Here is a 21,026-nt window from a genome sequence, read left to right as displayed (position 1 = left end):
TCGCCGTGCACCGCCGGCTGCTCGTCGTCCTGGTCCCCCTCGCGGTGCTGCTCGTCGCGGCGCTCGGGGTGCCGCTCAGCGTCACAGTGGCCGAACGCGAGATGCAGGAGACGTACGTCAACCGTCTCAACGACGTCGGTCGGTTCGCCTCGCTGGCCGAGACCGCCCTGTCGACCGGCCGCACCGAGGCGTTACAGCAGGAGCTGACGCGGTACCACGACCTCTACGGCATCCCGGTCGCGCTGATCGACACGTCGGGGGCGGTGCTGCTCGGGCCGGCCGACGCGTACCAGAAGGCGGCGCGCGCCGAGGCGGCGTTGCCCCGGATCGTGACCGCAGCGCTTGCCGGCGCGCGGTCCGAACCGTCCTGGGAGTGGGCGCCGTGGGACGACTCGGCACTCGTCGTGGCGGAGCCGGTCGGCCGGGACAGCGAGGTCGTCGGCGCTGTCGTGACGATCTCCGACCTGTCCCGGACGCGGGAGCTCATCCTCGTACGCTGGGCCCGGCTGGCCGGGCTCGGGCTGCTGCCGTTGCTGGCGCTGACGGCCGTCGCCTGGCCGGTGTCGGCGTGGGTGCTGCGGCCGGTGCGGAAACTGGACGCGGCGACCTCGCGGATCTCTGCGGGTGACCTGACCATCCGTGCCGACGCCGAGGCCGGCCCTATCGAGTTGCGGCGGCTGGCGCAGTCGTTCAACAGCATGATGGACGCCGTCGAGAACGCCGCGCAGCGACAGCGCGCGTTCGTCTCCGACGCGTCACACCAGCTACGCAACCCGTTGACCAGCCTGAGGCTCGCGGTCGAGAGCCTCGCACCACACCTGCGGCCCGAGGGCGACGGGCAACAGGTGTACGACGTCGCCGTCGACGAACTGAAGGCGATGCAGCGGATGCTGAACTCGCTCCAGGCCAGTGCACGGATGGAGAGCCTGCGGACGGCGTCGCCGGTGGACCTCGACGAGGTGCTGGCGACCCGGGTGGACCGGTGGCGGGCCCTGACGGCCACGGCCGGGCAGACCCTGACTGTCGACGTACCCCCGGGGTTGCGGTTGCTGGAGCCTCCGGGCGGCCTGGGCAGCATCCTGGACGAGCTGATCAGCAACGCGTTGCGGCTGTCCGACGCGCACGCCGTGGAGGTGACCGCCGGTGCGGGCGTCGGAGCCGTGGTCGCGGTTGCCGTCCGCGACGACGGCCAGGGCATCGACGTGTCCGAGCGGGCCCAGGCGTTGCAACGGTTCTGGCGGTCGCCCCGGCACCAGAACGTACCCGGGACTGGCCTGGGGCTGGCGATCTGCGCCGACCTGGTCGGGTCGGCCGGGGGTGAGCTACGACTGGAGGAGGGCATGCCGCGCCCGGACTGCTCCGGGCACGGGCTCGCCGCGGTGGTGGTGTTGCCGGTGGCTCCCGCGTCGGCGCCGGTGTGACAAGCGCCGGGGTCAGCGCTTGCGGTCGCGGAACCAGGCCGCCGCGCCCGGGTGGAGCGGGACCGACGCGGTGGAGATCCCGGTACGCACGTTGATCTGCCACGCCTCCGGCAGGGCCTCGGCGCCGTCACGGCCGGCGGAGGTGATCGCCCCGGTGTGTCGGAAGACCGTGTCGGTGATGGCGTAGACCAGGTCGTCGGGCAGGTCGTCGCGAGCGAGCAACACGTTCGGTACGGCGACGGTGCGGGTCGCCGGGACGCCGGCGTAGGCAGCCGCGTGGATCATGGCCGGGGCGTAGGGACCCGGGTACGCCGTGAAGAGCCCGTCCGCCTGCGCGTCCAACGGGATCAACCGGATGGGATGCCGCTGCGCCAACTCGGTGATGGCGGGCGTGGGGACGCCGGTCAACGAGAACATCGCCTCGATCGTGCCGTCACGCAGCGCCCCCGCCGACTCGGCCTGGCTGAGATTCCGGCCGTCAGCTTTGAGCGGGCCGAGCTTCAGGACCCGCAACGACGTGAACTCCGTGCCGGAGTCGTGCGCACCGAGAGACACCCGCTTGCCCTCAAGATCCCGGAACGCGCCGATCGCCGAACCGGCCATGACCACGAGGTGCAGGTGACTGTCGTAGAGCCGGCAGATCGCCGACAGCCCCCCGGGCGCGCTGCCATCGCTGGTGATCAGCGCGTCCAGGCTGGTCAGCCCCAGATGCACCTCGCCGGCCCGCAGCATCCGGATGTTGTCGGTAGACGCCCCGCTCGGCACTGTCGTCACAGTGGCGCCCGGCACCTGCTCGGAGATGTGCTCGGCCAACGCCCCGCCGATCCTCCGGTAGACGGCCCCCGCCGGCCCGGTAGCCAGCCGCAGGTGAACCGGGTCCGCCTCAGGCTGCCGTGAACATCCGACGAGCAGCCCGCTGCCAGCCAGCAACACCGCGCGCCGACTGAACCGCGTCATGCCGGAATGATACGGACGGCGGCCTCCCTCCCACCGCGTCGATCTTGCAGTTTCGGTCGTCGATATGTGGGTCTATGCGTCATTAGTCGCGACAGAAAGTGCAAGATCGCGGCCTGACTCGGTCGATCATGGAGTTGTGGTGCCGGGGTTTGGCAGCATAACGGGCGATTTGTTGCCCACCACAACTTCGTGATCGGCATGGCGGCGCGGGTTGACGAACCGCCCGCTCCGCCTAATGCAACGTTCTTGGCATTCACACTGCGGGCATGCACGCAGCGCCACCGGTTGGTAGCGTGCCGGTGATGTCGCCGGTTGCCGCCGGCAGCGTCCCCTGGGGAGGGTTGACATGTGGGCGGACGACGCTGCGCTCGATGCGGCGGGGCGCCGGCTCGACGAGTGGGAATCGTCGCTCACCGAGCGGGCGGAACGAGCCAAGATTCTGTCGGCGACAATGCGGGATCTGACCGGCACCGCCCGCAACTCCGATCGGACCGTCGACGTCACAGTCGACTCGACTGGCCTGCTGATCGACCTGCGGCTCGACGAGCGCATCCGGCAACAACCCGCTGCGCACACCGCTCGGCAGATCTTGGAGACCACAACTGCCGCGCGCGCCGACCTGCTCCGACAGGTCAGCGACGCAGCCACGGAGTCATTGGGCGACGACGCGAGCGTCCAGGCCATCATCGACTCGTACCGCAGCCGGCTCCTCCCCGACCCGGATTCAAACGATGCCCGCCGGTGACGGCATCCAGGTCGACCCGGACGACCTGACCGCCCACGCCGCACGCCTCGATCGCTGCGCCAGCAGCCTCGACACCGCCCAGCAGGCAGGCCAGCACGTCCGATTGGGCACCGACGCCTACGGGCAGCTCTGCGCGATGATGCCGGTGCTGCTCGACGGCCTGCAACGAACCCTGGTCGACGGCATCGGGGCCGCCGCCGCATCGGTACGGGACACCGCCGGCAAGCTGCGGGTCGGAGCCGACCGATACCGACGCTCCGACGCCCAGGCCAAACACCTCCTCGACGGGGTGCGGCGGCACAGGTGACGTCGCACCCGCTCGTCGCCGCCGCTGTGGACACGCCGCCCAGCGCCTGGGCGGGCGTGTGGATCTGCGAGGACATCGAAATCATCGCCCAGGGCGTCCGGACCGGCAGTTGGATCGACGGCAGCCTCGGCGTCGTGAGCGCGAGCCTGGACGCCCTCGCCTTCGTCTCCGACCCGGTCGGCGCCCTGCTCCAGTACGGCATCGCCTGGCTCATCGAGCACGTCAAGCCGCTCAGTGAGGCGCTGGACTGGCTCGCCGGCGACCCGGCGCAGATCACCGCACACGCCCAGACCTGGCGCAACGTCGCCGGATCGCTCCGCGACGACGCCACCGAACTGGCCCGCGCCGTCCGCACCGACGTCGCCGGCTGGGGCGGCAGTGCCGGCCCCGCCTACCGGGCCTGGGCCAACGAGCAGCAACAGGCCATCACCGGCCTCGCCCTGGGCGCCGACACCATGGCCGCGATCACCGAAGGCGCCGCCGGCCTGGTCGCCGCCGTCCGGCTCCTGGTCCGCGACGCCGTCGCCACCTGCGTGTCCCGCCTCATCGTGTACGCGGGCGAACTCCTCATCACCGGTGGACTGGCCGCGCCACTGGTCGTGGAGCAGGTGACGACCTTGGTGGCGTCGTGGGGGGCGCGGATCGCGCGGCTGCTGCGAGGGCTGCTGGCCAGCCTGCGGCGGCTGATGCCGGAGATCCGCCGACTCGGCGACCTCATCGACAAACTCAAGCAGGCGCTGGGGCGACTCACCCGGCTCGGGCCTGCCGACCGGATGGGACAGCGGCGTGACTGGGCCGACCCGAGGGCACGGCCGCTACCGCCCGAACGGACCCCCGATTCCTACCTCTCCGCTGGCGACCCGGTTTACTACTCGGATCGCTCGACGGGCATCGGTTACGACGAATTGACGATGCGGAACTTTGACAAGGTGCGACCGCTGGATGGGCACCATGACGTCATCGTGCACGGCACCGACCAGGGATACTTTGTCTCCGGCAAGGTTTCAGCAGACGGAGCGCACATGGACGGAAACGCCACGAACGCGGCCCAGATCGCTGCCGCGGTCCGCGAAAGTCCCGCCTATGATGGCGGTCCCCTCCGTTTGGTCTCCTGCTATGCCGGCACCGTCAAGCCCGACCTCGACGCGGTACCACTCGGTCAGCAGGTCGCCGACGAACTTGGGGTCAACGTGCTCGCGCCAACGGCTCGGGTGGGGACGCAACGATGGGCCACTGAGCCTCAGCCTCCACTCGTCGAGAGCGGCGGTTCCTGGGAGGTCTTCGTACCACGAGCGAGGGGACACCAATGAAGACTGTGGGGTTCTTTCGGGAACTAGGACCCAACCAGATCGAGGTGTACGTGGAGAGCATCCACTCGCACCTCAACGCGGAGCCGCTCCCCGACGCACTTCGGGTCGAGGACTATCTACGCCATGGGCATGGCCTCATCGACGTGATGGGCGCGGAGATTGATGTTCTCGGTAGCGGCCGGCATCTTGTCGGGGGCGCGTCGGTGCTTACGGATGGCGAGTGGTTGTGGCGCGACGATCTGCGCTTCTACCTCGCTGAATACCAGGTGAGCCTGCCCGTGGAATTCCTGGAGAAAGTGCGGGGCAATGACTACCGCGTGCCCGATCTTCGAGGGGATCAGCTCCGGCTGGTCGGCGAGGAAGCTACACGGATCCTCGGATACCACTGACACCCACTTCCGATGGTGACCAATTGTCCCCGCGCGAGGAAGGACGACAGGTTGGAGCTGTACGACGTGGTCGAGGTCCATGAGGCCCGGCCGAGTGAACAACTGTCTGCGGGCGCGGTAGGGAGCGTCGTTGACGTCTTCGACGGCCCCCCGCCCATGTTCGAAGTCGAGTTTGCCGATGCCGGTGGCCGCACCATCGCCATGGTCACGCTTCGGGCCGACCAGATGGTGCAGGGCGATGGCCACCTTTGATGAGTGGCAGACGGCGTACGACGTCGTCTACCGTGCGCTGCCGGCGGCGTCAGATCTCGCCTGTCCGAACTGCGGGCAGCGGACCCTAGGATGGTCTTCACAGCACTGCCCGCAGACAATGCCGGGTACGTCTCGTTCTGGTGTGACACCTGCATGGAAGGGCTCCACGTGTGTCGAGCGCCGATTCCAGACGGAGTCACCGTCCGACCGATGGACAAGCCGATCGAGGAACGCAACCCTCGCGTTCCTAACTACCGTCTCGTGACATGACGAGGGTTCGAGGGGGCATGGCTTGCAGCAATCCCTCAGCGGAACTGACTGAGGACGGCGACCAGTACGTCGACCAGGCGACCATGCCGCTTGCCTAGGTCCTCTCAACACCCCCTGGCCGAGCACGACCTCGGCTCTCGCGGCCCGACTGGTCAGCGACGCAATCGGCGTGAACAGGCGCCGTCGTGGCCATCCCGGAGCAGGCAGCGCCGGCCGCCTGCCATCCGCAGGTCGCAGAAGGCCCGGTGCCGGACGAGTTGATGGTCCTCTTCGGAGACGATGGTCTCCCCCGGGTCGGTCATCGGAAGCACCAGCATCCACCGGCCGATGACCCTGGCCAGGCGTTGCGCGGCGGGCAGGTCGGTGGCGACCACGGGCAGGTGGATGACGTACCGCTGGCTCATCGGGCCTGGTCCCGCTCGTTGCGGGCGCGGGCCTGATCGGTCTGCCAGCGACGCAGCCCGGCCTTGATCCGGGCCGTCTCGCGGCGGCTCTCGGCGAGAGCGGCGTAGACGGCGGCCATGTCGACGGCGACCCGGTCGAGGAAGGCGTAAACGTCGTCGGGGTTCAGACCGCGGCGCCCGAGCCCGACCGGCACGAAGCGGCGCTCACGCACCTGCCACGGCAACAAACTGGTGTACGCGGCAGAGCGGTAGGTAGCGCCACCGCTCGCCGTCCCTGGTCGCTGGCTTTTGGCGTTCATGTCCGCCTGCCTTCCTATGCGGAGGGGCGAGGAGTGTTCGGGGAAACACGGCAGCCGTTCGGGGGGACCGGCCGGCCGCCGTGCTGTGACCAGCCTGCGACAGTCCGCAGTGGATGCGCAACGTTCCAGACCGCAATTTCGCTGTTATGCATTGACTTTCTTTCCCGAAACCCGTAGGAGTTGCAAGAGCAGGTCACGCAGTGTTGCGTCATGGAACCAGGGAGTGCACGAATGCCCGAAGACATCGGATCGACCGTCCCGCGCCGGCAACTCGGCCGGCTGCTGCGGCAGTTCCGCAACGAGGCCGGCGTGACGCTCGACGCCGCCGCCGAAGCACTCGAATACAGCCGGCAGAAGATCTGGCGCCTCGAGTGCGGCCAGGGGTCGGTGCGGGTGCTCGACGTCAAGGCGATGTGCGAGCTGTACGGGGTGTCGCCCGAGATGACCGAGGCGATGCGCGGGCTCGCTGCGGAGACGAAGTCCAAAGGGTGGTGGCACGCGTACGGGGATGCGGTGCCGAGCTGGTTCGAGCTGTACGTGGGCTTAGAGTCCGCCGCCTCCCGGCTCCGTCGCTACGACGAGTCACTCATCCCGGGGATCCTTCAGACCAAGGAGTACGCCCACGCGCTCTACCGCCTTGGCGGGATGCTGAGCGAGGAAGATCGCGAGCGGGCTGTCGAGGTCCGACTACAACGGCAGGCGTTGCTCTTCCGGCGACTGCCGACTGCGCCCAGGCTGGAGTCTGTGCTGTCTGAGGCGGTTCTCCGCCGTGGCGTCGGCGGGCCGGTGGTCATGACTGCACAGCTCGATCACCTAACCAAGCTGTCCGAGCTGCCGAACGTCAGCGTTAGGGTGTTGCCACTGGCGGCCGGACCGCAGCCCGGCGCAGTTGCGGGGTCGTTTGTGATCCTCGACTTTCCGCCGACCAAGGGCGGTCGCGCCGCGCCGGAACCGTCGGTGGTCTACAGCGAATCGCTGACCGGGGCGCTCTACCTCGACAAACCCGACGAGTTGGCAGCCTACGAGCGGGTCTGGAGAGGGCTGGATGGGCTGGCCCTCGGCGAGGCAGAATCGAAGGACATGATCAAGCGAATCGCTGGGGAGATGCGGCATGACTGATCTGACCGGCGCCGTCTGGCGTAAGAGCACCCGCAGCGGTGACAACGGCGGCGACTGCGTCGAGGTCGCCATGAACCTCGCCGAGGTCGTCGCCGTCCGCGACTCGAAGGATTCCACGGGACCGCTTCTCACCTTCACCGCCCGGGCCTGGACCGACTTCATTGCGGCTGCCAAACGTGGAGGACGGGTCAGCTGAGGACGACTTCGCCCGGCACGAGTACCGGGGACCGACCCCTGCGATCGGCACGGCGTCAGCCGGCATCGACCGCATGCCAATTGCGCGTCCGGGAGTTGCACGTCGATGACTGACGTCAACCAATCCCGCCTTATTGGCAGCGGTCAACAGTTGTCCGACCAACGACAGAATCCATTTGAGCCGGATAGCTGACAACATCATTCTTCGACGACCGCGCTAATCTGCCTTCGGCGGTTCTTCTGAAACACGCGGCTACCCCGAAGGAGAATGTCATGTTCATCGTCGCGACGCAGGATCCGAATACCCGAGGCCAATCTGCAGGGCCCGATTCGGGAGCGGCTGCCTGGGGTGCCCTCCTGCCCATCGACGCCGGCCTCACCCAGGCCGAGGCGGATCGGCAGTTGGCCACCTACCTGGCCGGGGTGCAGGCGGGTGAACCGCTGTGCATCCGTGCGCACGGCAACGACGAGGAGATCGGCGACGCCGATGCCGGCGCCAAGGACTGGGGCTGGACCTACAAGAAGCTGGCCAGGATGCTGGCCACCCACCTGACCGCTACTCCGAGCGTCGTCCTGATCCGGTCGTGCGCCGAAGAGGTGACCAACTTCCCTACTCAAATGGCGGTCCGTCTGGAGTCGAACTGGCCGGGCGCGAACCACCTCGACGGGGTCGTCATCTACGGCTACAACACTTCTGTCAATATCAGCACACCCATCCCCTCGCCACAGCAGCTGACCAAGAACGTCCAGATCCAACCGGTCATCGTCTCGCTGTGATCAGGGGCGGCACCTAGCAATTCCTTCGATACGACGGCTTCTCTCAGCATCTCGGCCTAGCTCGCGTCGAGCTGACGCATTCGTGCGAAATCGACACTCTAAGATTCATCGAGCAGTCCGAGTGCCGATCTCGTGCGATGCGTCAGCACCCGGGGGCGTGGAGGCTACTCCTGGGCCCCCTGCTCGCAGCCCATGGCGTCGAGCGACACAACACCAGCGTTGTCGCCGCCACCCACGCCGCGATCACGCCCTCGTGCTGAGCTCGCATGCGCCCTCGTGGCCGTGCGCGTCCGCAGCCATCGGTGCGCGAGCTGCTGGTACGCGGGTCTGCGATGCTCCACGCCATGGACGACCTGACTGCCCGCGTACGAGGATTCGCTGAAAAACGGGACTGGCAGCAGTTCCACACGCCCAAAAACCTGGCCATGGCGCTCGCTGGCGAAGTCGGTGAGCTGATTGCTGAGTTCCAGTGGCTTACGCCGGAGCAGTCCGCGGCGGTCATGGCTGACCCGGAGGCGGGTAGCCGGGTGAGGGCCGAGATCGGCGACGTCATGATCTATCTGACTCGGCTCGCCGACGTACTCGGCATCGACCTGGTAGAGGCGGCTCGGACCAAGCTTGTGGATTCGGCTCGCCGCTACCCCGTCGAGCAGGCTCGCGGGTCGGCGGCGAAACGGTAGCCACGGGCAGGGCCACCATGGCGCTCAGTTGATCTCTTCGCTACAGTCCATCACGTAGAAGCGCGTCACGACGGGCTTTCGGCGGCTGCCGGACACGCCCCCCATGCGCACGATCACTTCGTGCTGCCCGGGGGCAATTGTTGTCAGCGTTCCGCATGTCTGCCGATGGTCTGCTGCGCCTGAGTGCCACGGGCATGCTCCCAGACCGGATCGTGGAGCAGATCGGTCGCAACGTGAGTCCGGCAGAACGTCGTTCCTGGTCGCACAGCCTCGCGGTGCTGGGGCAGGATCTCGCCGACGCGGGCCTCGGCCAGGTGGAGATGCTGGTCGAGTATCAGTTGCCGCTGACCAGCAAGCGGGTTGACGTGGTGCTTGCCGGTGTGGACCCCCGGACGTCCGACGACTCCTACGTCGTCGTCGAATTGAAGCAGTGGTCCTACGCCGAGTCCCACGAGGGTTCTGAGACCCTCGTGGCAGTGGAGCATGCGCATGGCCCACGGCTCCACCCCGGCGTTCAGGTCGAGCTTTACTGCGAGTACCTGACGGATTTTCTCGGCATCCTCGCCGAGCAACGGAACCCGGTCCGTGGGGCCGCGTACCTGCACAACGCGACCGACCGCGACATCCGTGATCTGTTCGATCGGCAGGCGACCGAGCAGAGCCGGATCTTCACCAAGCAACGGCGGGGCCAGTTCCTCGATTATCTCCGTACCCACCTCGCCCCGGCCTCCGGCGCTGGCGCGGCTGACCGTTTCCTCACCAGTTCGGTTCGGCCGAGCCGGCACCTGCTGCGGTACGCCGCCCAGGAACTGAAGGATCGGTCGCGCTTCACGCTGCTGGATGAGCAGCGTGTGGCGTACGAGTTGGTGTTGCATGCCGTGGAGAAGGCGCGGTCGGCGGACCGTAAGTCGGTCGTGGTCGTCTCGGGCGGACCGGGCAGCGGCAAGAGCGTGATCGCCCTGTCGGTGCTCGGCGAGTTGGCGCGCCAGAACCGTTCCGTCATGCACGCCACGGGCTCGCGGTCGTTTACCCAGACCTTGCGCCGGTACGCCGGAAAGGGCTCGACGCGGCTGAAGAATCTGTTTGGCTACTTCAACAGCTTCATGTCCGCTGAACGCAACGGTCTGGACGTCCTGATCTGCGACGAGGCGCACCGCATCCGGGAGACGTCCGTCAACCGCTTCACGCCGAAAGCTCGGCGGGAGGAGGCTCGTTCGCAGATTGACGAACTCATCGCCGCGGCCCGGGTGCCTGTCTTCCTGCTCGACGAGCATCAGGTGGTGAAGCCGGGCGAGTTGGGCAACGTCGAGGTCATCTCGTCGTACGCGAAGAAGCTCAAGCTCGACGTCGAGGTCGTGTCATTGCACGGCCAGTTCCGGTGCGGTGGCAGCGAGACGTACGAGGGGTGGGTCGTTGACCTGCTCGGTCTCGATGGCGGCGAGCCCTCGGTCTGGACCGGCGACGGGAAGGTCGACCTGCGTCTCGCCGAGTCGCCAGAGGAGTTGGAAGCCTTCCTCGCCAGCAAGCAGGCGCCCGGTGTGACCGCCAGAATGTCCGCTGGGTACTGCTGGCCGTGGAGCGATCCACGTCCGGATGACAGTTTGGTGCCGGACGTGCAGGTCGACCTGTGGTCGCGACCCTGGAACGTCAAGAGTGACCGCAGCGTCGGCGAGGCGCCAGGCAGCGCGTTCTGGGCCACCGACCCGAACGGCTTCGGTCAGGTGGGCTGCGTCTACACGGCGCAGGGCTTCGAGTACGACTGGTCGGGCGTCATCGTCGGGCCGGACCTGGTCGCTCGGGACGGCCGGCTGGTGACGCGGCGCGAGAAGTCGAAGGACCCGGCGTTCCGCAGCCGCAAGGCGGTCAGCGACGCCGAAGCGGATCTATTGATCCGCAACACCTACAAGGTCCTGCTGACCCGCGGGCTGAAGGGCACGATCGTCTATTCCACGGATGCCGAGACACGGGAGTACCTCGCCTCGATGGTCAAGGTGATCCGGTCGGTCGAGACGGTCTACGAGGCGCCAACGGACGCCGACCTGAGCTGATCGACCGGTTGGTCTCGGCAGCCCAATCCGTGCGGGTAGGGTCCAGTCACGGTCGACGAAAGGTAGATCAACCATGGCTATTCCCCAGCTGACGGCAGCCGACGGCACCACCCTGCCGGCGATCGGGCTCGGCACGTACCGGCTGAACGGCTCGGCGGGTGCCGACGCGATCGGTCAGGCGATCCGGGCGGGCTACCGGTTGATCGACTCGGCGGTGAACTACGAGAACGAGGGCGCTGTCGGTCGGGCCGCCCGGTCGGCCGGTGCCGTGCGGGACGAGCTGATCGTCACCTCGAAGCTGCCGGGGCGGCACCACAGCTACGACGAGGCGCTGACCACCATCGAGGAGAGTGTGTTCCGCACCGGCCTCGACCGGGTCGACCTGTACCTCATCCACTGGCCGAACCCGAAGGTCGATCTGTACGTGCAGGCGTGGCGGGCGCTGATCGAGGCGCGTGAGCGTGGACTCGTCCGGCACATCGGGCTCTCCAATTTCCTGCCCGAGCACATCGAGCGGCTGGTGGCCGAGACGGGGGTCGCCCCGGTGGTCAACCAGATCGAGGTGCACCCGTACTTTCCGCAGCAGGAGGCGCTCGACTACCACCGGGAGCACGGCATCCTGGTGCAGGGGTGGAGCCCGCTCGGCCATGGCAACGACCTGCAGCAGCATCCCGTCGTCGTGGAGATCGCGACCGCGCACGGCGTCAGCCCGGCGCAGGCGATCCTCGCCTGGCACGTGGCCCGTCAGGTGATTCCGCTGCCCAAGGCCGCCTCCCCGCAGCGGCAGGCCGAGAACCTGGATGTTTTCGGCATCAAGCTCACCGACGCGCAGGTCGAGGCCATCACCGCGCTGGGCCGTCCGGACGGGCGGCTCTCCGACCAGGACCCGGCGGTGTACGAGGAGTTCTGACGAACCCACCCCGCTGATGGTCAGCTGTGGGGAGAGAAGTCGGCACCCTGGACGTACTCCATTGCCTTGGTGAACTCGGGGTCGTTGAGCCGTCGACCCATCTCCTCCTCGGTGGGCTCGGCCACGCGTTGGTGGATCCACCACAGGTTGCCGAGCGGGTCCCGGAAACGGCTGACCCGGTCGCCCCAGAAGAGCTCGGTCGGCTCGGTGACGACGCTCGCCCCGCGTTCGACGGCCCGGCGGAGCACCTCGGCGTCGTCGGCGACGTAGAGACGCAGGAAGGCGGGCGTGGCCGGCCACCGGGGCTTGTCGAACATCATCACGACCGAGTCCCCGATACGAACCTCGGCGTGGCCGATCACGCCGTCCACCTCCATGCGGGCCAGTTCGGTGGCGTCGAAGACGCCGACGATGAAGTCGATAAGTGCGCCCGTCCTCCCCGGCGAAATGATCCAGGGGGTCACGGTGTGGTAGCCGTCGGGAACAACCTTCATCGGTTCGTCTCCTCATTCTGGTGCGGCGTCCGCGCACTCAGATGGGCGACGTTAGACGCGATCTAGGCTGGTAACTGTCCTAGATCTGGACCCATCATGGGAGCATGCGCGACACACCGGCCCGCCTGTTACGACTGCTCTCCCTTCTGCAGACGCCCCGCGAATGGCCCGGCAGCGAACTCGCCGAGCGTCTCGCGGTGACCCCGCGGACCGTGCGCCGCGACATCGACCGACTGCGGGAGCTCGGCTACCCGGTCCAGGCCAGCCTGGGCGCACTGGGCGGCTACCGGCTGGTCGCGGGTAAGGCGATGCCACCGCTGCTGCTCGATGACGAGGAGGCGGTGGCGATCGCTGTCGGCCTGCACACCGCGGCCCGGCAGCCGGTCGCCGGCATCGCCGAGGCGTCGGTGCGGGCCCTCGCCAAACTCCAGCAGGTGTTGCCGCCGCGGCTACGCCGCCACGTCAGCGCCCTCACCGCGGCCACCGTGTCGTCGACCGCGGCGGCGGTGTCGCTTGTCGATCCGACGCAGCTCATCGTCCTCGCGGCAGCAGCCTCGGCACACGAACGGGTCCGCTTCGGTTATCGCGACGGCGACGGCGGCATCAGCGAGCGGCTCGTCGAGCCGCACCGGCTCGTCGTGGTGGGCCGTCGTTGGTACGTCGTCTGCTATGACAACGAGCGCGAGGACTGGCGCACGTTCCGCGTCGACCGCGTCGAACACGCGACGACAACCGGGGTACGGGTGGCGCCCCGCGAGCTACCGACCGACGACGCGTCCGCGTTCGTGACCGACCAGCTCTACAGCCTGGCACCGGTGTTCCGGGCGGTGGCGACGCTCGCGTTGCCGGCCGAGCAGGCGGCTGCCCGGCTGGGCGACCACGCCGGCGAGTTGGAGCCGCTCGACGACGTGTCGTGCCGATGGCACAGCCCGGAAGACACAGTCGACTGGCTCGCCTTCCGGCTCACGCTGCTCGGGTGCGACTTCACCGTCCACGAGCCAGTGGAGTTGGTCGACCATCTGCGTCGGCTCGGCGACCGCATCACCCGCGCCGTGACTGCGCCGGGAACGGGAGGTCCGCGCGGGCGGATGCCGTGATGAACGTTATGACTCCGAGGTATGAATACGCCGCTGAGTCATAACGCTCACCACCACGTCCGCCGCCGACTGACGCAGGCATCATCCAGCGCCGGGCCGACAGACGCCCTAGACGAGACCGCCGAGGGCCGGGTCGCTGATGCTGTCCTTGCCGTTCTCGACATGACCCGCGCAGCGGTACGCGAAGTCGGCGTCACCGGCGACGTGGACCGTCAGGTCGTACCAGCCGTGGGTGCGGGCGAGCGCCCACGTGACGCGCTCGGCCTCGCCGGGGCGCAGCGACAGCGTGACCGGACGGGCGTTGTACCCGTCCCGGATGGTCACCTCGACCCGCTTCGACAGGCGGTTCTTGAGCGTGAGGGCCAGCTTGTAGTCGCGCTCGTCGTACGAGGGGGTGACGTCGAGGTGGGACCGACCGTCGGTGAACCGGCGGAAGAACCCGTTCGGCCCGTGCACCGACAGGTCGTACCCGGAGGTGACCGGCCAGGTGTCGGTCAGGTGCTTGCCCGGCTCGACGGTGTAGCTGCGCGGGGCGTCCGCGCTGCCCGCCTGGCGGACCTGGAAGACCGCGGCGACCCCGCCGGAGTTGCGGAAGTCGATCCGGAACGAGTCGCCGCCGCGGTGCCCGTCGGCGTGCAGGGTGTACGGGATCGGGCGTGCCGGGCGTACCCCGTGCTCCTGCTTCGGCAGCCGCTGGTCCGCCGGCGGGACCGGCACCTCGTCGGGGTGCCGGACCAGGTCCTCGGGCTTGAAGTCGTCGGTGTCGGGCAACCTGACCTCGCGCGAGCGGTTCGGGTGCCGGAAGTCGAAGGCCGTGGTCAGGTCGCCGACGACGGCCCGCCGCCACGGGGTGATGTTCTGCTCGATCAGGTCCGGCCGGCCGTGCCCGAACCGCGCCTCCAGGAACTTGATCAGTGAGGTGTGGTCGAAAACCTGCGAGTTCACGTAGCCGCCGCGCGTCCAGGGCGAGACGATGACCATCGGCACCCGGATGCCGAGGCCGTACGGCCCGGCCGGGTGGTCGGCGTCGCCGGGGAAGATCTCGTTGGTGGTAGGCACTGTCGACTGGCCGTGCTCGCGGGTCTGCGGGGGCGTCGGCGGGACCACGTGGTCGAAGAAGCCGCCCTCCTCGTCGTACGTGATGAAGAGCGCCATCTTGCTCCACACCTCGGGGTTCGAGGCGAGGATGTCGATGACCTGGGAGATGTACCAGGAGCCGTACGCCGGCTCCCAGTTCGGGTGCTCGGTGTACGCCTCGGGCGCGGTGATCCAGGAGACCTCCGGCAGGCGTCCCGCCTCGACGTCGGCGCGGAAGTCGGCCAGCAGCGCCTCCGGGTCGCGGCCCTGGGTCCTTACCTCGGTGCCGGTCTTGGCCTTGTCGGCCAGCGGCGTTCCGGGTTGCGCGTTCTGGTATTTGTGGAAGTAGAGCAGCGAGTTGTCGCCGTAGTTGCCGATGTACGGGTCGTTCGTCCAGCCCCAGGACCCGGCGGCGTTCAGGCCGGTGCCGACGTCCTGATAGATCTTCCAGGAGATGCCGTTGCGTTCCAGCCGCTCCGGGTAGGTGGACCAGTCGTAGCCGGCCTCCGCGTTGGTGATGACCGGGCCGCCGCCCTTGCCGTCGTTGCCGACCCAGCCGCTCCACATGTGGTAGCGGTTCGGGTCGGTCGGGCCCATCAGGGAGCAATGGTAGCTGTCGCAGACGGTGAACGCGTCGGCGAGCGCGTAGTGGTACGGCAGGTCCTGGCGGGTGTGGTAGGTCATCGCCGTGACGCCCTTGTTCGGCACCCACCTGTCGAACCGGCCGTCGTTCCAGGCGGCGTGCCCGTCGTTCCAGCCGTGCGGCGGGTCCGGCAGGAAGGTCTGGCCGAGATCCTTCACCTCGGGGCGGAAGGGCAGCAACTCGTCGGCCCCGTTGGGCTGGTGCCACACGTCCTTGCCGGACGACAGTGTCGCCGGATGGGGGTCACCGAATCCGCGTACGCCGCGCATGGTGCCGAAGTAGTGGTCGAAGGAGCGGTTCTCCTGCATCAGGATGATGACGTGCTCGACGTCATTGATCGAGCCGGTCCGGTTGTTCGCCGGGATGGCGAGCGCCTTGCTGAGGTCCATCGGGAGCGCCGCGCCGATCGCGGGAACTCCCATCGCCTTGAGGAACGTACGGCGATCCACCGTGCCCATAATTCCGCCTTTTGTGCGACCTGGTCGGGAAACTGGCGACCGGACGCTACCGACGACGGGTTGACGGCAGATGACCGTAGTTCGTTGGTTTTGCGACCACTCGTCGACCGGCTCTGGGGCTTGAAGAGCAGCGGTCACGCCGCGGTGGCGTCGGCACGGGTGAGTCGTCGATGCCCGCTCGGGCTCATGCGGTGCACGCGTTTGAAGGCCGCGCTGAAGCCGAAGGCGTCCGCGTACCCCAGGTGACGCGCCACGGCGGCGACCGTCGCTGTCGACTCGGCAAGCATGTCGGCGGCCACTGTCATGCGCCAGTCGGTCAGGTAGGTGAGCGGGGGCTCGCCCACCAACGCGGTGAACCGTTTGGCCAGTGTGGACCGGGAGACCCCAGCCTGCGCGGCGAGGCTGGCCAGGGTCCACGGCCGGCCCGGCGCTTCGTGCATGGCGCGTAGCACCGGACCGACCGTGTCGTCGCTCAACGCGCGGTACCAGCCGGGGGCCTCGGCCTCCGGCTGGTCGAACCAGTCCCGCACCGTGCACACCAACAACCAGTCCAGCAGGCGGTCGAGCACGACCTGCCGTCCGGGCCGACCCGCGTCGAGTTGGGCGTCCAGGTAGTCGCGCAGCGCGGCGCAGTCCTGGTCTTCGGGCACGACGAGCACCGGCGGCAGCGCGCCCAGCAGCCGCTGCGGCACCCGGCGACGGACGTGGTACACCCCGACCAGCAGCACGAGACGGTCGGTGTGGTCCGTGCCGACCGGGTCGACCACTCCGGTCTGGCCGCGCCGGACGTCCCGCAGTTCCCCGGGCTCGAAGCTCGACCGGGGCTCGGCGGAGAAGACGAACGGCGCCGGCCCGCGCACGGTGGCCGCCTCGCCGACCCGGACCAGGCGTGGCTTGTCGCTCTCCGGGTGGGAGATCCAGCCCTCGCCCCGCATCGGGACACACAGTGTCAGCGGGGCGCCGTCGGTGAACCGCAGCGCCCACGGCGGCGTCAGCACCGACCGGCCGAAGGCCGCGCCGTCGGCGTGCAAACCGCGCAGCAGATTGTCGAACGGGTCCATGGCACCGACGATAGGTCGCGGAGGATGGACCGCGGACGATCGGACATGCCTGGCGTACGACAGGACATGTCCCGCCCGGGGCCGGGCGCGTTGAATCGTGGTCATGACGACTGACGCACCTTCGATACTCGTGATGGCCGGGACCGGCAAGACCGGTCGTCGGCTGGTCCAGACGCTGCGGACGGCGGGTCGGCACGTCCGGGCCGCCTCTCGCTCCGGTGAGGTGCGGTTCGACTGGTCGCGACGCGACACCTGGCGGCCGGCCCTGGCGGGCGCCTCCGCGGTCTATCTGCTGGCCCCGGAGGACCCGGCGCCGGCCAGCGACTTCGTGACCCAGGCGGTCGACTCGGGTGTCGGCCGGATCGTGGCCCTCTCCGGCCGGGGGATCGACCGGGTCGGCGACTTCTCCCCCGGCATGCTCGCCGCCGAGGAGGCGGTGCGGAAATCCGGCATCGAGTGGACGATCATCCGGCCGAACAACTTCAGCCAGAACTTCAGCGAGGACCTGTGGCGCCAACCACTGCTCGACGGTCGGCTGGCCCTGCCGATGGGCACCACGCCGGAGCCGTTCGTCGACGTCCAGGACGTCGCCGACGTGGCCGCGACGCTGTTGACGTCGCCCGGTCACCACGAACAGGTGTACGACCTGTCCGGTCCTCGTGCGCTCACCTTCGCCGCGGCGGTGGCGACGATCGCCCGGGTGAGCGGCCGTTCGATCCGCTACGTGGAGCTCACCCCGGAGCAGTACCACGCCGAACTGCTCGCCGAGGGTTATCCGGCGGAGACGGCCACGGCGTTGAACGCCCTGTTCGCCGGGATGCGGGCGGGCCATCTCGCCGAACCGGCCGACGGGGTACGGCGGGTTCTCGGACGGGACCCGCTCGACTTCGACAGTTACGCCGCCCAGGCTGCGGCGGCCGGCGCGTGGTCCTAGTCGGCACGGCGGGCGGCATGAGAGCCGGTATGAGAGCGGCGTAACAGGTGATCTGCCCGCATACCGCGAGCACCCCGACGTACCGTGAGATCGTGCCGACGAGAGAGACACTCACCAAGGCTGACCTCGCCGAACTTCGCCGCTCGGCGCTCGGGATGGCCGATCCGCTCGGCGTCGCCGCCGATCTCGCGGAGGCCGCCGAGCAGGGCCGGCTGGAGGATCCGGACGACGCCGGCGACGCGCTGACGCTGGCCGCCGAGATCGCGGAGATCCGCGCCAGGCCCGAGGCGGCGCTGCGGTACGCGGAGCAGGCCCTGGCGGCGTACCCGTCCGGAGATGACCCTCGGGCCGGGTTCGCCCGCGCGCTGCGGGCCCGCGCGCTGTTCCGGGCCGGCGGTCGCGACGACGAGGCGATGGCGGAGTTGGCCGCGTTGCGCCAGTTGCTGGTCGTGCAGCCCGACGCGCCCGCCTACGTCAGTGCCGCGCTGGACGCCGGTGGGCGTTCGGCGACCGCCGAGACGTGGCTGAGCGAGGCGGTCGACACAGTGCTCGGCGACCGCGCGACCGCCGCGTCCGGGCCGGCCAGCACCGCGATCGACCCGGTGGTCGATCTCGGTCCGCCGGACGCTCCAGGTGTCGCGTTCTTCCTGTTGCAACAGCGGCATCGGGTACGCCGGAATCTGAACCTGCCGCACGACCGGCAGGACGACCTGGCGGACCGGCTGGAAACCCAGCTCGTGCGTCGGGCCGGGGAGCGTAGGGACTCCGAGTCGGATCTGCTCTTCTGGCCGCGGGCCGAGCTCGATCGTCTGCTCGCCGAGCATCCCGCCCTCAGCGAGGTGTACGGGCCGGACTGGGACGCGCACCGGGGCCGGTTGGAGACGGAGTTGGTTCGGCTCAGGGAGGTCGGTCAGGCCGGGTTGGGCGTGTTCGGCGCGACAGTCTCCGGGTTGACAGCGTTCGCCGGTCGGCGTGGCGGCGATCCGGCCGACGCGGCGGTGCGGGCGGGCTACGCGGCCGAGGTGTCGGCGCGGCCCAGCGCACGGATCGCCTGGCCGCCGGAGCGCAACGACGCCTGCTGGTGCGGTTCGGGCCTCAAGTACAAGAAGGACTGCCTGCCGCGCTCGCGGAGCTGACCACGGCGGCTATCGCGCGGCGGCTGCCGACCTGACCCGGAGAGTAGCGTCCCTAACGGCTTTGACGTCGATAGCCATTAGGAGGGACTTGTGCGCGGGGTCGCGGTGCTCGGCTTCCTGCTCGCCGTCGCGCCGATTACCGCCACGCCGGGCACGAGCCTGACCCTTGTCGTCTCGCGGGTCGCCACCGGCGGGCGACGGCAGGGCTGGTGGGTGATCCTGGGTACGGTGACCGGGCTCTACGTTCACGCCACGCTGGCCGCTGTCGGCCTGGCCGCGCTGGTGCTGCGCTCGTCGCAGGCGTTCTGGGTGGTCAAGCTGGTCGGGGCCGGTTATCTGGTCGGGCTCGGGCTCTGGATGCTCTGGTCCGCGTCGCGCCGTCGCGTGGGGGCGGGACGGCGACCGACGGTTTCCGCCCGAAGGCTGCCCTGGCGCGTGGACCACCCGTACCTGCAAGGGTTGCTCGGCAACGTGCTGAACCCCAAGGCCGCCGCCATCTACCTCACGTTGGCGCCGCAGTTCCTCGAACCGGGCCGACCGGTGCTGGTGCCGATGTTGCTCCTCGCCACGGCGCACGGCGCGATGAACACCTGTTGGCTCGCCGGCTGGACCGTCGTCTCCGGTGCCGCCGCCCGGTTGCTGCGCAGCGCATCGGTGCGACGAGCGCTCGATCGGCTGACCGGCGTGCTCCTGGTCGGCCTCGGCGTACGTGCGGCGGCGACCTGAGGCCGCACTGCGTTGCGGCAGGTGAGCGATCGACGGGGATGACATGCCGGCGCGGTACCGATAGCGTCGCCCTGTGGACGATCAACGTCCAGGGCGACGTTATCGGAGGAGACGCCGATGTTCGAGGAGTTCATGGGCATCCCGGCCCACCCTCTGCTGCTGCACGCCGCGGTCGTGTTCGTGCCGTTGCTGGCCCTGCTGACTGTCGGTTACGCGTTCGTCCCGCTGATCCGGCCGCACACCCGGTGGGTGCTGGGGCTGCTCGCCGTGGGTACGCCGGTCGCCGCCCTGCTGACGAAGCTCTCCGGCGACGCCTTCCTCGAGCGGATGCGCGCCGCCAACCGGGTCACCCCCGAGTTCCTCCCGACGCTGGAGGCGCACCAGGAGTTCGGCGACATCACGTTCTGGGCCAGCATCGGGTTGGGGGTTGTGGCCCTGGCACTGGTCCGGCTCGTTCCGCCGCGACCCGCCGAGGGTGCGCGCCCCCGGCTGCTGACCCCGGCGTTGCAGGTGTTGTCGCTGGTGGCCGCCGCCGTCACCGTGTATTACGTGTACCGCACCGGCGACTCGGGGGCGAAGGCGGTCTGGGAGGGCCAGTGACGGTCAGGCCACCTCGTCGCGCGCCCGCCAGGAGAGCGCGACGAGCCACCCCGAGATGAGCACCGCTCCGACGGCGAAGCGGATGCTCGCACTCCCCTCGCTCCATGGCAGGGCGGTGAGCACGAACGCGACGGCACCGCTGGTGGCGCTGTAGAGCGCCCAGTTGCGGTCCCCCTGGCCGGCGAACCGTCGAGCGAGCAGCAGGCCGGCCGCGATCAGTGACAGGAACGCCGCCGCGCCGCACACCGTGTGCAGGATGCTGCCGGTGCTGGCCTGCTCGGGCAGCCCCGCCGGGGCGCCGGGTGGCCAGCCGAGCGCCGGGTCGGGCACGAAGATCCCGCCGCCGACCATCGCCACCCCGTACACGCCGACCAGCACCGGCACCACAGTGCCGGCCCGTCCCGGTCGAAGCGCCTGCCACAGGCCCACCGCGAAGGCGACGGCCAGCACGCCGGTGCCCGCGAACGCGATGACCTGCAACCAGCCGAGGTCGCCGAGGGTGAGTGAGCTGACCGCGTGCCGGCGCAGCTCGAATCCGGACCGGGTGAACGCCTGCCCGAACGACAGGACGGGGAAGAGAAGGCCGGCGACCGTGCCGCAGCCCAGCAGGAAACGGGTTCGGCGCAGCGGTGTCTCGACGACGGACGTCATGAGCGTGCCTCTCGGTGTCGGCGTCACGGTTCACCGTCACGACGAACGAGACGGGCCCCGATCGAC

At 69.1% G+C, this 21,026-nt stretch carries 24 protein-coding genes; 17 read left to right on the top strand and 7 right to left on the bottom strand.

The genetic code is table 11. The features are described from left to right. Positions 1-5: 5 nt before the first annotated feature. Positions 6-1,421: a sensor histidine kinase gene (locus tag IW248_RS07285; protein ID WP_196926258.1), complete on the top strand. Its 1,416-nt coding sequence runs from the start codon at positions 6-8 to the stop codon at positions 1,419-1,421. A gap of 12 nt (positions 1,422-1,433) precedes the next feature. On the opposite strand, the gene IW248_RS07280 is transcribed toward IW248_RS07285, so the two are convergent. Further along, positions 1,434-2,378: a TAXI family TRAP transporter solute-binding subunit gene (locus IW248_RS07280; RefSeq protein WP_196926257.1), complete on the bottom strand. Its 945-nt coding sequence runs from the start codon at positions 2,376-2,378 to the stop codon at positions 1,434-1,436. A gap of 346 nt (positions 2,379-2,724) precedes the next feature. Here IW248_RS07280 and IW248_RS07275 point away from each other — a divergent pair, with 346 nt between their 5' ends. The 5 genes from IW248_RS07275 to IW248_RS07255 are packed head-to-tail and all read left to right on the top strand — an operon-like array spanning position 2,725 to position 5,381. Further along, a complete protein-coding gene (locus tag IW248_RS07275) occupies positions 2,725-3,123 on the top strand; it encodes a YbaB/EbfC family DNA-binding protein (protein ID WP_196926256.1) in 399 nt (132 codons plus the stop codon). After that, positions 3,110-3,430 (top strand): type VII secretion target, encoded by a 321-nt coding sequence (locus IW248_RS07270; RefSeq protein ID WP_196926255.1) that lies wholly within the window; start codon positions 3,110-3,112, stop codon positions 3,428-3,430. The genes IW248_RS07275 and IW248_RS07270 overlap by 14 nt, the downstream gene beginning before the upstream one ends. After that, positions 3,427-4,740 (top strand): WXG100 family type VII secretion target, encoded by a 1,314-nt coding sequence (locus tag IW248_RS32930; RefSeq protein WP_231396216.1) that lies wholly within the window; start codon positions 3,427-3,429, stop codon positions 4,738-4,740. The genes IW248_RS07270 and IW248_RS32930 overlap by 4 nt, the downstream gene beginning before the upstream one ends. Beyond that, the gene (locus IW248_RS07260) at positions 4,737-5,129 is read left to right on the top strand and encodes a hypothetical protein (protein ID WP_196926254.1); all 393 of its coding nucleotides are present in this window, start codon (positions 4,737-4,739) and stop codon (positions 5,127-5,129) included. Before IW248_RS32930 ends, IW248_RS07260 begins: the two co-directional genes overlap by 4 nt. Before the next feature lie 51 nt (positions 5,130-5,180). After that, positions 5,181-5,381 carry a DUF4926 domain-containing protein gene (locus IW248_RS07255; protein ID WP_196926253.1) on the top strand — a complete coding sequence of 67 codons (201 nt, stop codon included), beginning with the start codon at positions 5,181-5,183 and terminating at the stop codon, positions 5,379-5,381. A gap of 422 nt (positions 5,382-5,803) precedes the next feature. On the opposite strand, the gene IW248_RS07250 is transcribed toward IW248_RS07255, so the two are convergent. Further along, entirely contained in the window at positions 5,804-6,055 is a 252-nt protein-coding gene (locus tag IW248_RS07250) for a hypothetical protein (RefSeq protein ID WP_196926252.1), read from the bottom strand. Further along, positions 6,052-6,354, bottom strand: coding sequence for a DivIVA domain-containing protein (locus IW248_RS07245; RefSeq protein ID WP_124820491.1), 303 nt, complete (start codon positions 6,352-6,354; stop codon positions 6,052-6,054). Before IW248_RS07245 ends, IW248_RS07250 begins: the two co-directional genes overlap by 4 nt. Before the next feature lie 231 nt (positions 6,355-6,585). On the opposite strand from IW248_RS07245, the gene IW248_RS07240 reads away from it, so the two are divergent. The 6 genes from IW248_RS07240 (at position 6,586) to IW248_RS07215 (ending at position 12,083) form a co-directional block, all read left to right on the top strand. Then, the gene (locus IW248_RS07240) at positions 6,586-7,473 is read left to right on the top strand and encodes a helix-turn-helix domain-containing protein (protein ID WP_196926251.1); all 888 of its coding nucleotides are present in this window, start codon (positions 6,586-6,588) and stop codon (positions 7,471-7,473) included. Beyond that, entirely contained in the window at positions 7,466-7,669 is a 204-nt protein-coding gene (locus tag IW248_RS07235) for a DUF397 domain-containing protein (protein WP_196926250.1), read from the top strand. The genes IW248_RS07240 and IW248_RS07235 overlap by 8 nt, the downstream gene beginning before the upstream one ends. Positions 7,670-7,941: 272 nt before the next feature. Next, positions 7,942-8,445 carry a hypothetical protein gene (locus tag IW248_RS07230; RefSeq protein ID WP_196926249.1) on the top strand — a complete coding sequence of 168 codons (504 nt, stop codon included), beginning with the start codon at positions 7,942-7,944 and terminating at the stop codon, positions 8,443-8,445. A gap of 344 nt (positions 8,446-8,789) precedes the next feature. Continuing rightward, positions 8,790-9,125, top strand: coding sequence for a nucleotide pyrophosphohydrolase (locus tag IW248_RS07225; protein WP_196926248.1), 336 nt, complete (start codon positions 8,790-8,792; stop codon positions 9,123-9,125). 155 nt (positions 9,126-9,280) lie between these two features. Further along, positions 9,281-11,173 carry a DUF2075 domain-containing protein gene (locus IW248_RS07220; protein ID WP_231396215.1) on the top strand — a complete coding sequence of 631 codons (1,893 nt, stop codon included), beginning with the start codon at positions 9,281-9,283 and terminating at the stop codon, positions 11,171-11,173. A 73-nt stretch (positions 11,174-11,246) separates the two neighbouring features. Next, complete coding sequence (locus IW248_RS07215) at positions 11,247-12,083, top strand: aldo/keto reductase (protein ID WP_196926246.1); 837 nt, start codon at positions 11,247-11,249, stop codon at positions 12,081-12,083. 20 nt (positions 12,084-12,103) lie between these two features. Here the strand turns inward: IW248_RS07215 and IW248_RS07210 are convergent, their stop codons facing one another. Continuing rightward, positions 12,104-12,577: a VOC family protein gene (locus IW248_RS07210; RefSeq protein WP_196926245.1), complete on the bottom strand. Its 474-nt coding sequence runs from the start codon at positions 12,575-12,577 to the stop codon at positions 12,104-12,106. 104 nt (positions 12,578-12,681) lie between these two features. Here IW248_RS07210 and IW248_RS07205 point away from each other — a divergent pair, with 104 nt between their 5' ends. Further along, positions 12,682-13,674: a helix-turn-helix transcriptional regulator gene (locus tag IW248_RS07205; protein WP_196926244.1), complete on the top strand. Its 993-nt coding sequence runs from the start codon at positions 12,682-12,684 to the stop codon at positions 13,672-13,674. Between the two features lie 108 nt (positions 13,675-13,782). Here the strand turns inward: IW248_RS07205 and IW248_RS07200 are convergent, their stop codons facing one another. Then, on the bottom strand, positions 13,783-15,852 hold the full coding sequence (locus IW248_RS07200; protein WP_196926243.1) for a phosphocholine-specific phospholipase C: 2,070 nt from the start codon (positions 15,850-15,852) through the stop codon (positions 13,783-13,785). A gap of 134 nt (positions 15,853-15,986) precedes the next feature. Then, a complete protein-coding gene (locus tag IW248_RS07195; protein ID WP_196926242.1) occupies positions 15,987-16,913 on the bottom strand; it encodes an AraC family transcriptional regulator in 927 nt (308 codons plus the stop codon). 103 nt (positions 16,914-17,016) lie between these two features. Between IW248_RS07195 and IW248_RS07190 the strand changes: the two genes are divergently transcribed. The 4 genes from IW248_RS07190 to IW248_RS07175 all read left to right on the top strand — a co-directional run bounded on the left by IW248_RS07190 (position 17,017) and on the right by IW248_RS07175 (position 20,309). Further along, positions 17,017-17,847 (top strand): NAD(P)H-binding protein, encoded by an 831-nt coding sequence (locus IW248_RS07190; RefSeq protein WP_196926241.1) that lies wholly within the window; start codon positions 17,017-17,019, stop codon positions 17,845-17,847. Between the two features lie 92 nt (positions 17,848-17,939). Next, positions 17,940-18,983 carry an SEC-C domain-containing protein gene (locus IW248_RS07185; protein WP_196926240.1) on the top strand — a complete coding sequence of 348 codons (1,044 nt, stop codon included), beginning with the start codon at positions 17,940-17,942 and terminating at the stop codon, positions 18,981-18,983. Between the two features lie 90 nt (positions 18,984-19,073). Further along, positions 19,074-19,709: a LysE family translocator gene (locus IW248_RS07180; RefSeq protein ID WP_196926239.1), complete on the top strand. Its 636-nt coding sequence runs from the start codon at positions 19,074-19,076 to the stop codon at positions 19,707-19,709. Between the two features lie 117 nt (positions 19,710-19,826). Further along, a complete protein-coding gene (locus IW248_RS07175; protein ID WP_124820502.1) occupies positions 19,827-20,309 on the top strand; it encodes a DUF2231 domain-containing protein in 483 nt (160 codons plus the stop codon). A gap of 3 nt (positions 20,310-20,312) precedes the next feature. Here the strand turns inward: IW248_RS07175 and IW248_RS07170 are convergent, their stop codons facing one another. Continuing rightward, positions 20,313-20,960 carry a DUF998 domain-containing protein gene (locus IW248_RS07170; protein WP_196926238.1) on the bottom strand — a complete coding sequence of 216 codons (648 nt, stop codon included), beginning with the start codon at positions 20,958-20,960 and terminating at the stop codon, positions 20,313-20,315. Between the last annotated feature and the right edge of the window lie 66 nt (positions 20,961-21,026).

Source organism: Micromonospora ureilytica, assembly GCF_015751765.1.
Lineage (GTDB): Bacteria > Actinomycetota > Actinomycetes > Mycobacteriales > Micromonosporaceae > Micromonospora > Micromonospora ureilytica.
Note: the sequence above shows the minus strand (reverse complement) of the source record. Positions and strands in the feature narration are given on the sequence as shown.

Bases quoted from the DNA above. Each gene is read 5' to 3' on its own strand.
- IW248_RS07280 (WP_196926257.1), bottom strand. From the start codon at position 2,378: ATGACGCGGTTCAGTCGGCGCGCGGTGTTGCTGGCTGGCAGCGGGCTG.
- IW248_RS07275 (WP_196926256.1), top strand. From the start codon at position 2,725: ATGTGGGCGGACGACGCTGCGCTCGATGCGGCGGGGCGCCGGCTCGAC.
- IW248_RS07270 (WP_196926255.1), top strand. From the start codon at position 3,110: ATGCCCGCCGGTGACGGCATCCAGGTCGACCCGGACGACCTGACCGCC.
- IW248_RS07260 (WP_196926254.1), top strand. From the start codon at position 4,737: ATGAAGACTGTGGGGTTCTTTCGGGAACTAGGACCCAACCAGATCGAG.
- IW248_RS07250 (WP_196926252.1), bottom strand. From the start codon at position 6,055: ATGAGCCAGCGGTACGTCATCCACCTGCCCGTGGTCGCCACCGACCTG.
- IW248_RS07245 (WP_124820491.1), bottom strand. From the start codon at position 6,354: ATGAACGCCAAAAGCCAGCGACCAGGGACGGCGAGCGGTGGCGCTACC.
- IW248_RS07240 (WP_196926251.1), top strand. From the start codon at position 6,586: ATGCCCGAAGACATCGGATCGACCGTCCCGCGCCGGCAACTCGGCCGG.
- IW248_RS07235 (WP_196926250.1), top strand. From the start codon at position 7,466: ATGACTGATCTGACCGGCGCCGTCTGGCGTAAGAGCACCCGCAGCGGT.
- IW248_RS07230 (WP_196926249.1), top strand. From the start codon at position 7,942: ATGTTCATCGTCGCGACGCAGGATCCGAATACCCGAGGCCAATCTGCA.
- IW248_RS07225 (WP_196926248.1), top strand. From the start codon at position 8,790: ATGGACGACCTGACTGCCCGCGTACGAGGATTCGCTGAAAAACGGGAC.
- IW248_RS07220 (WP_231396215.1), top strand. From the start codon at position 9,281: ATGTCTGCCGATGGTCTGCTGCGCCTGAGTGCCACGGGCATGCTCCCA.
- IW248_RS07215 (WP_196926246.1), top strand. From the start codon at position 11,247: ATGGCTATTCCCCAGCTGACGGCAGCCGACGGCACCACCCTGCCGGCG.
- IW248_RS07210 (WP_196926245.1), bottom strand. From the start codon at position 12,577: ATGAAGGTTGTTCCCGACGGCTACCACACCGTGACCCCCTGGATCATT.
- IW248_RS07205 (WP_196926244.1), top strand. From the start codon at position 12,682: ATGCGCGACACACCGGCCCGCCTGTTACGACTGCTCTCCCTTCTGCAG.
- IW248_RS07200 (WP_196926243.1), bottom strand. From the start codon at position 15,852: ATGGGCACGGTGGATCGCCGTACGTTCCTCAAGGCGATGGGAGTTCCC.
- IW248_RS07195 (WP_196926242.1), bottom strand. From the start codon at position 16,913: ATGGACCCGTTCGACAATCTGCTGCGCGGTTTGCACGCCGACGGCGCG.
- IW248_RS07190 (WP_196926241.1), top strand. From the start codon at position 17,017: ATGACGACTGACGCACCTTCGATACTCGTGATGGCCGGGACCGGCAAG.
- IW248_RS07175 (WP_124820502.1), top strand. From the start codon at position 19,827: ATGTTCGAGGAGTTCATGGGCATCCCGGCCCACCCTCTGCTGCTGCAC.
- IW248_RS07170 (WP_196926238.1), bottom strand. From the start codon at position 20,960: ATGACGTCCGTCGTCGAGACACCGCTGCGCCGAACCCGTTTCCTGCTG.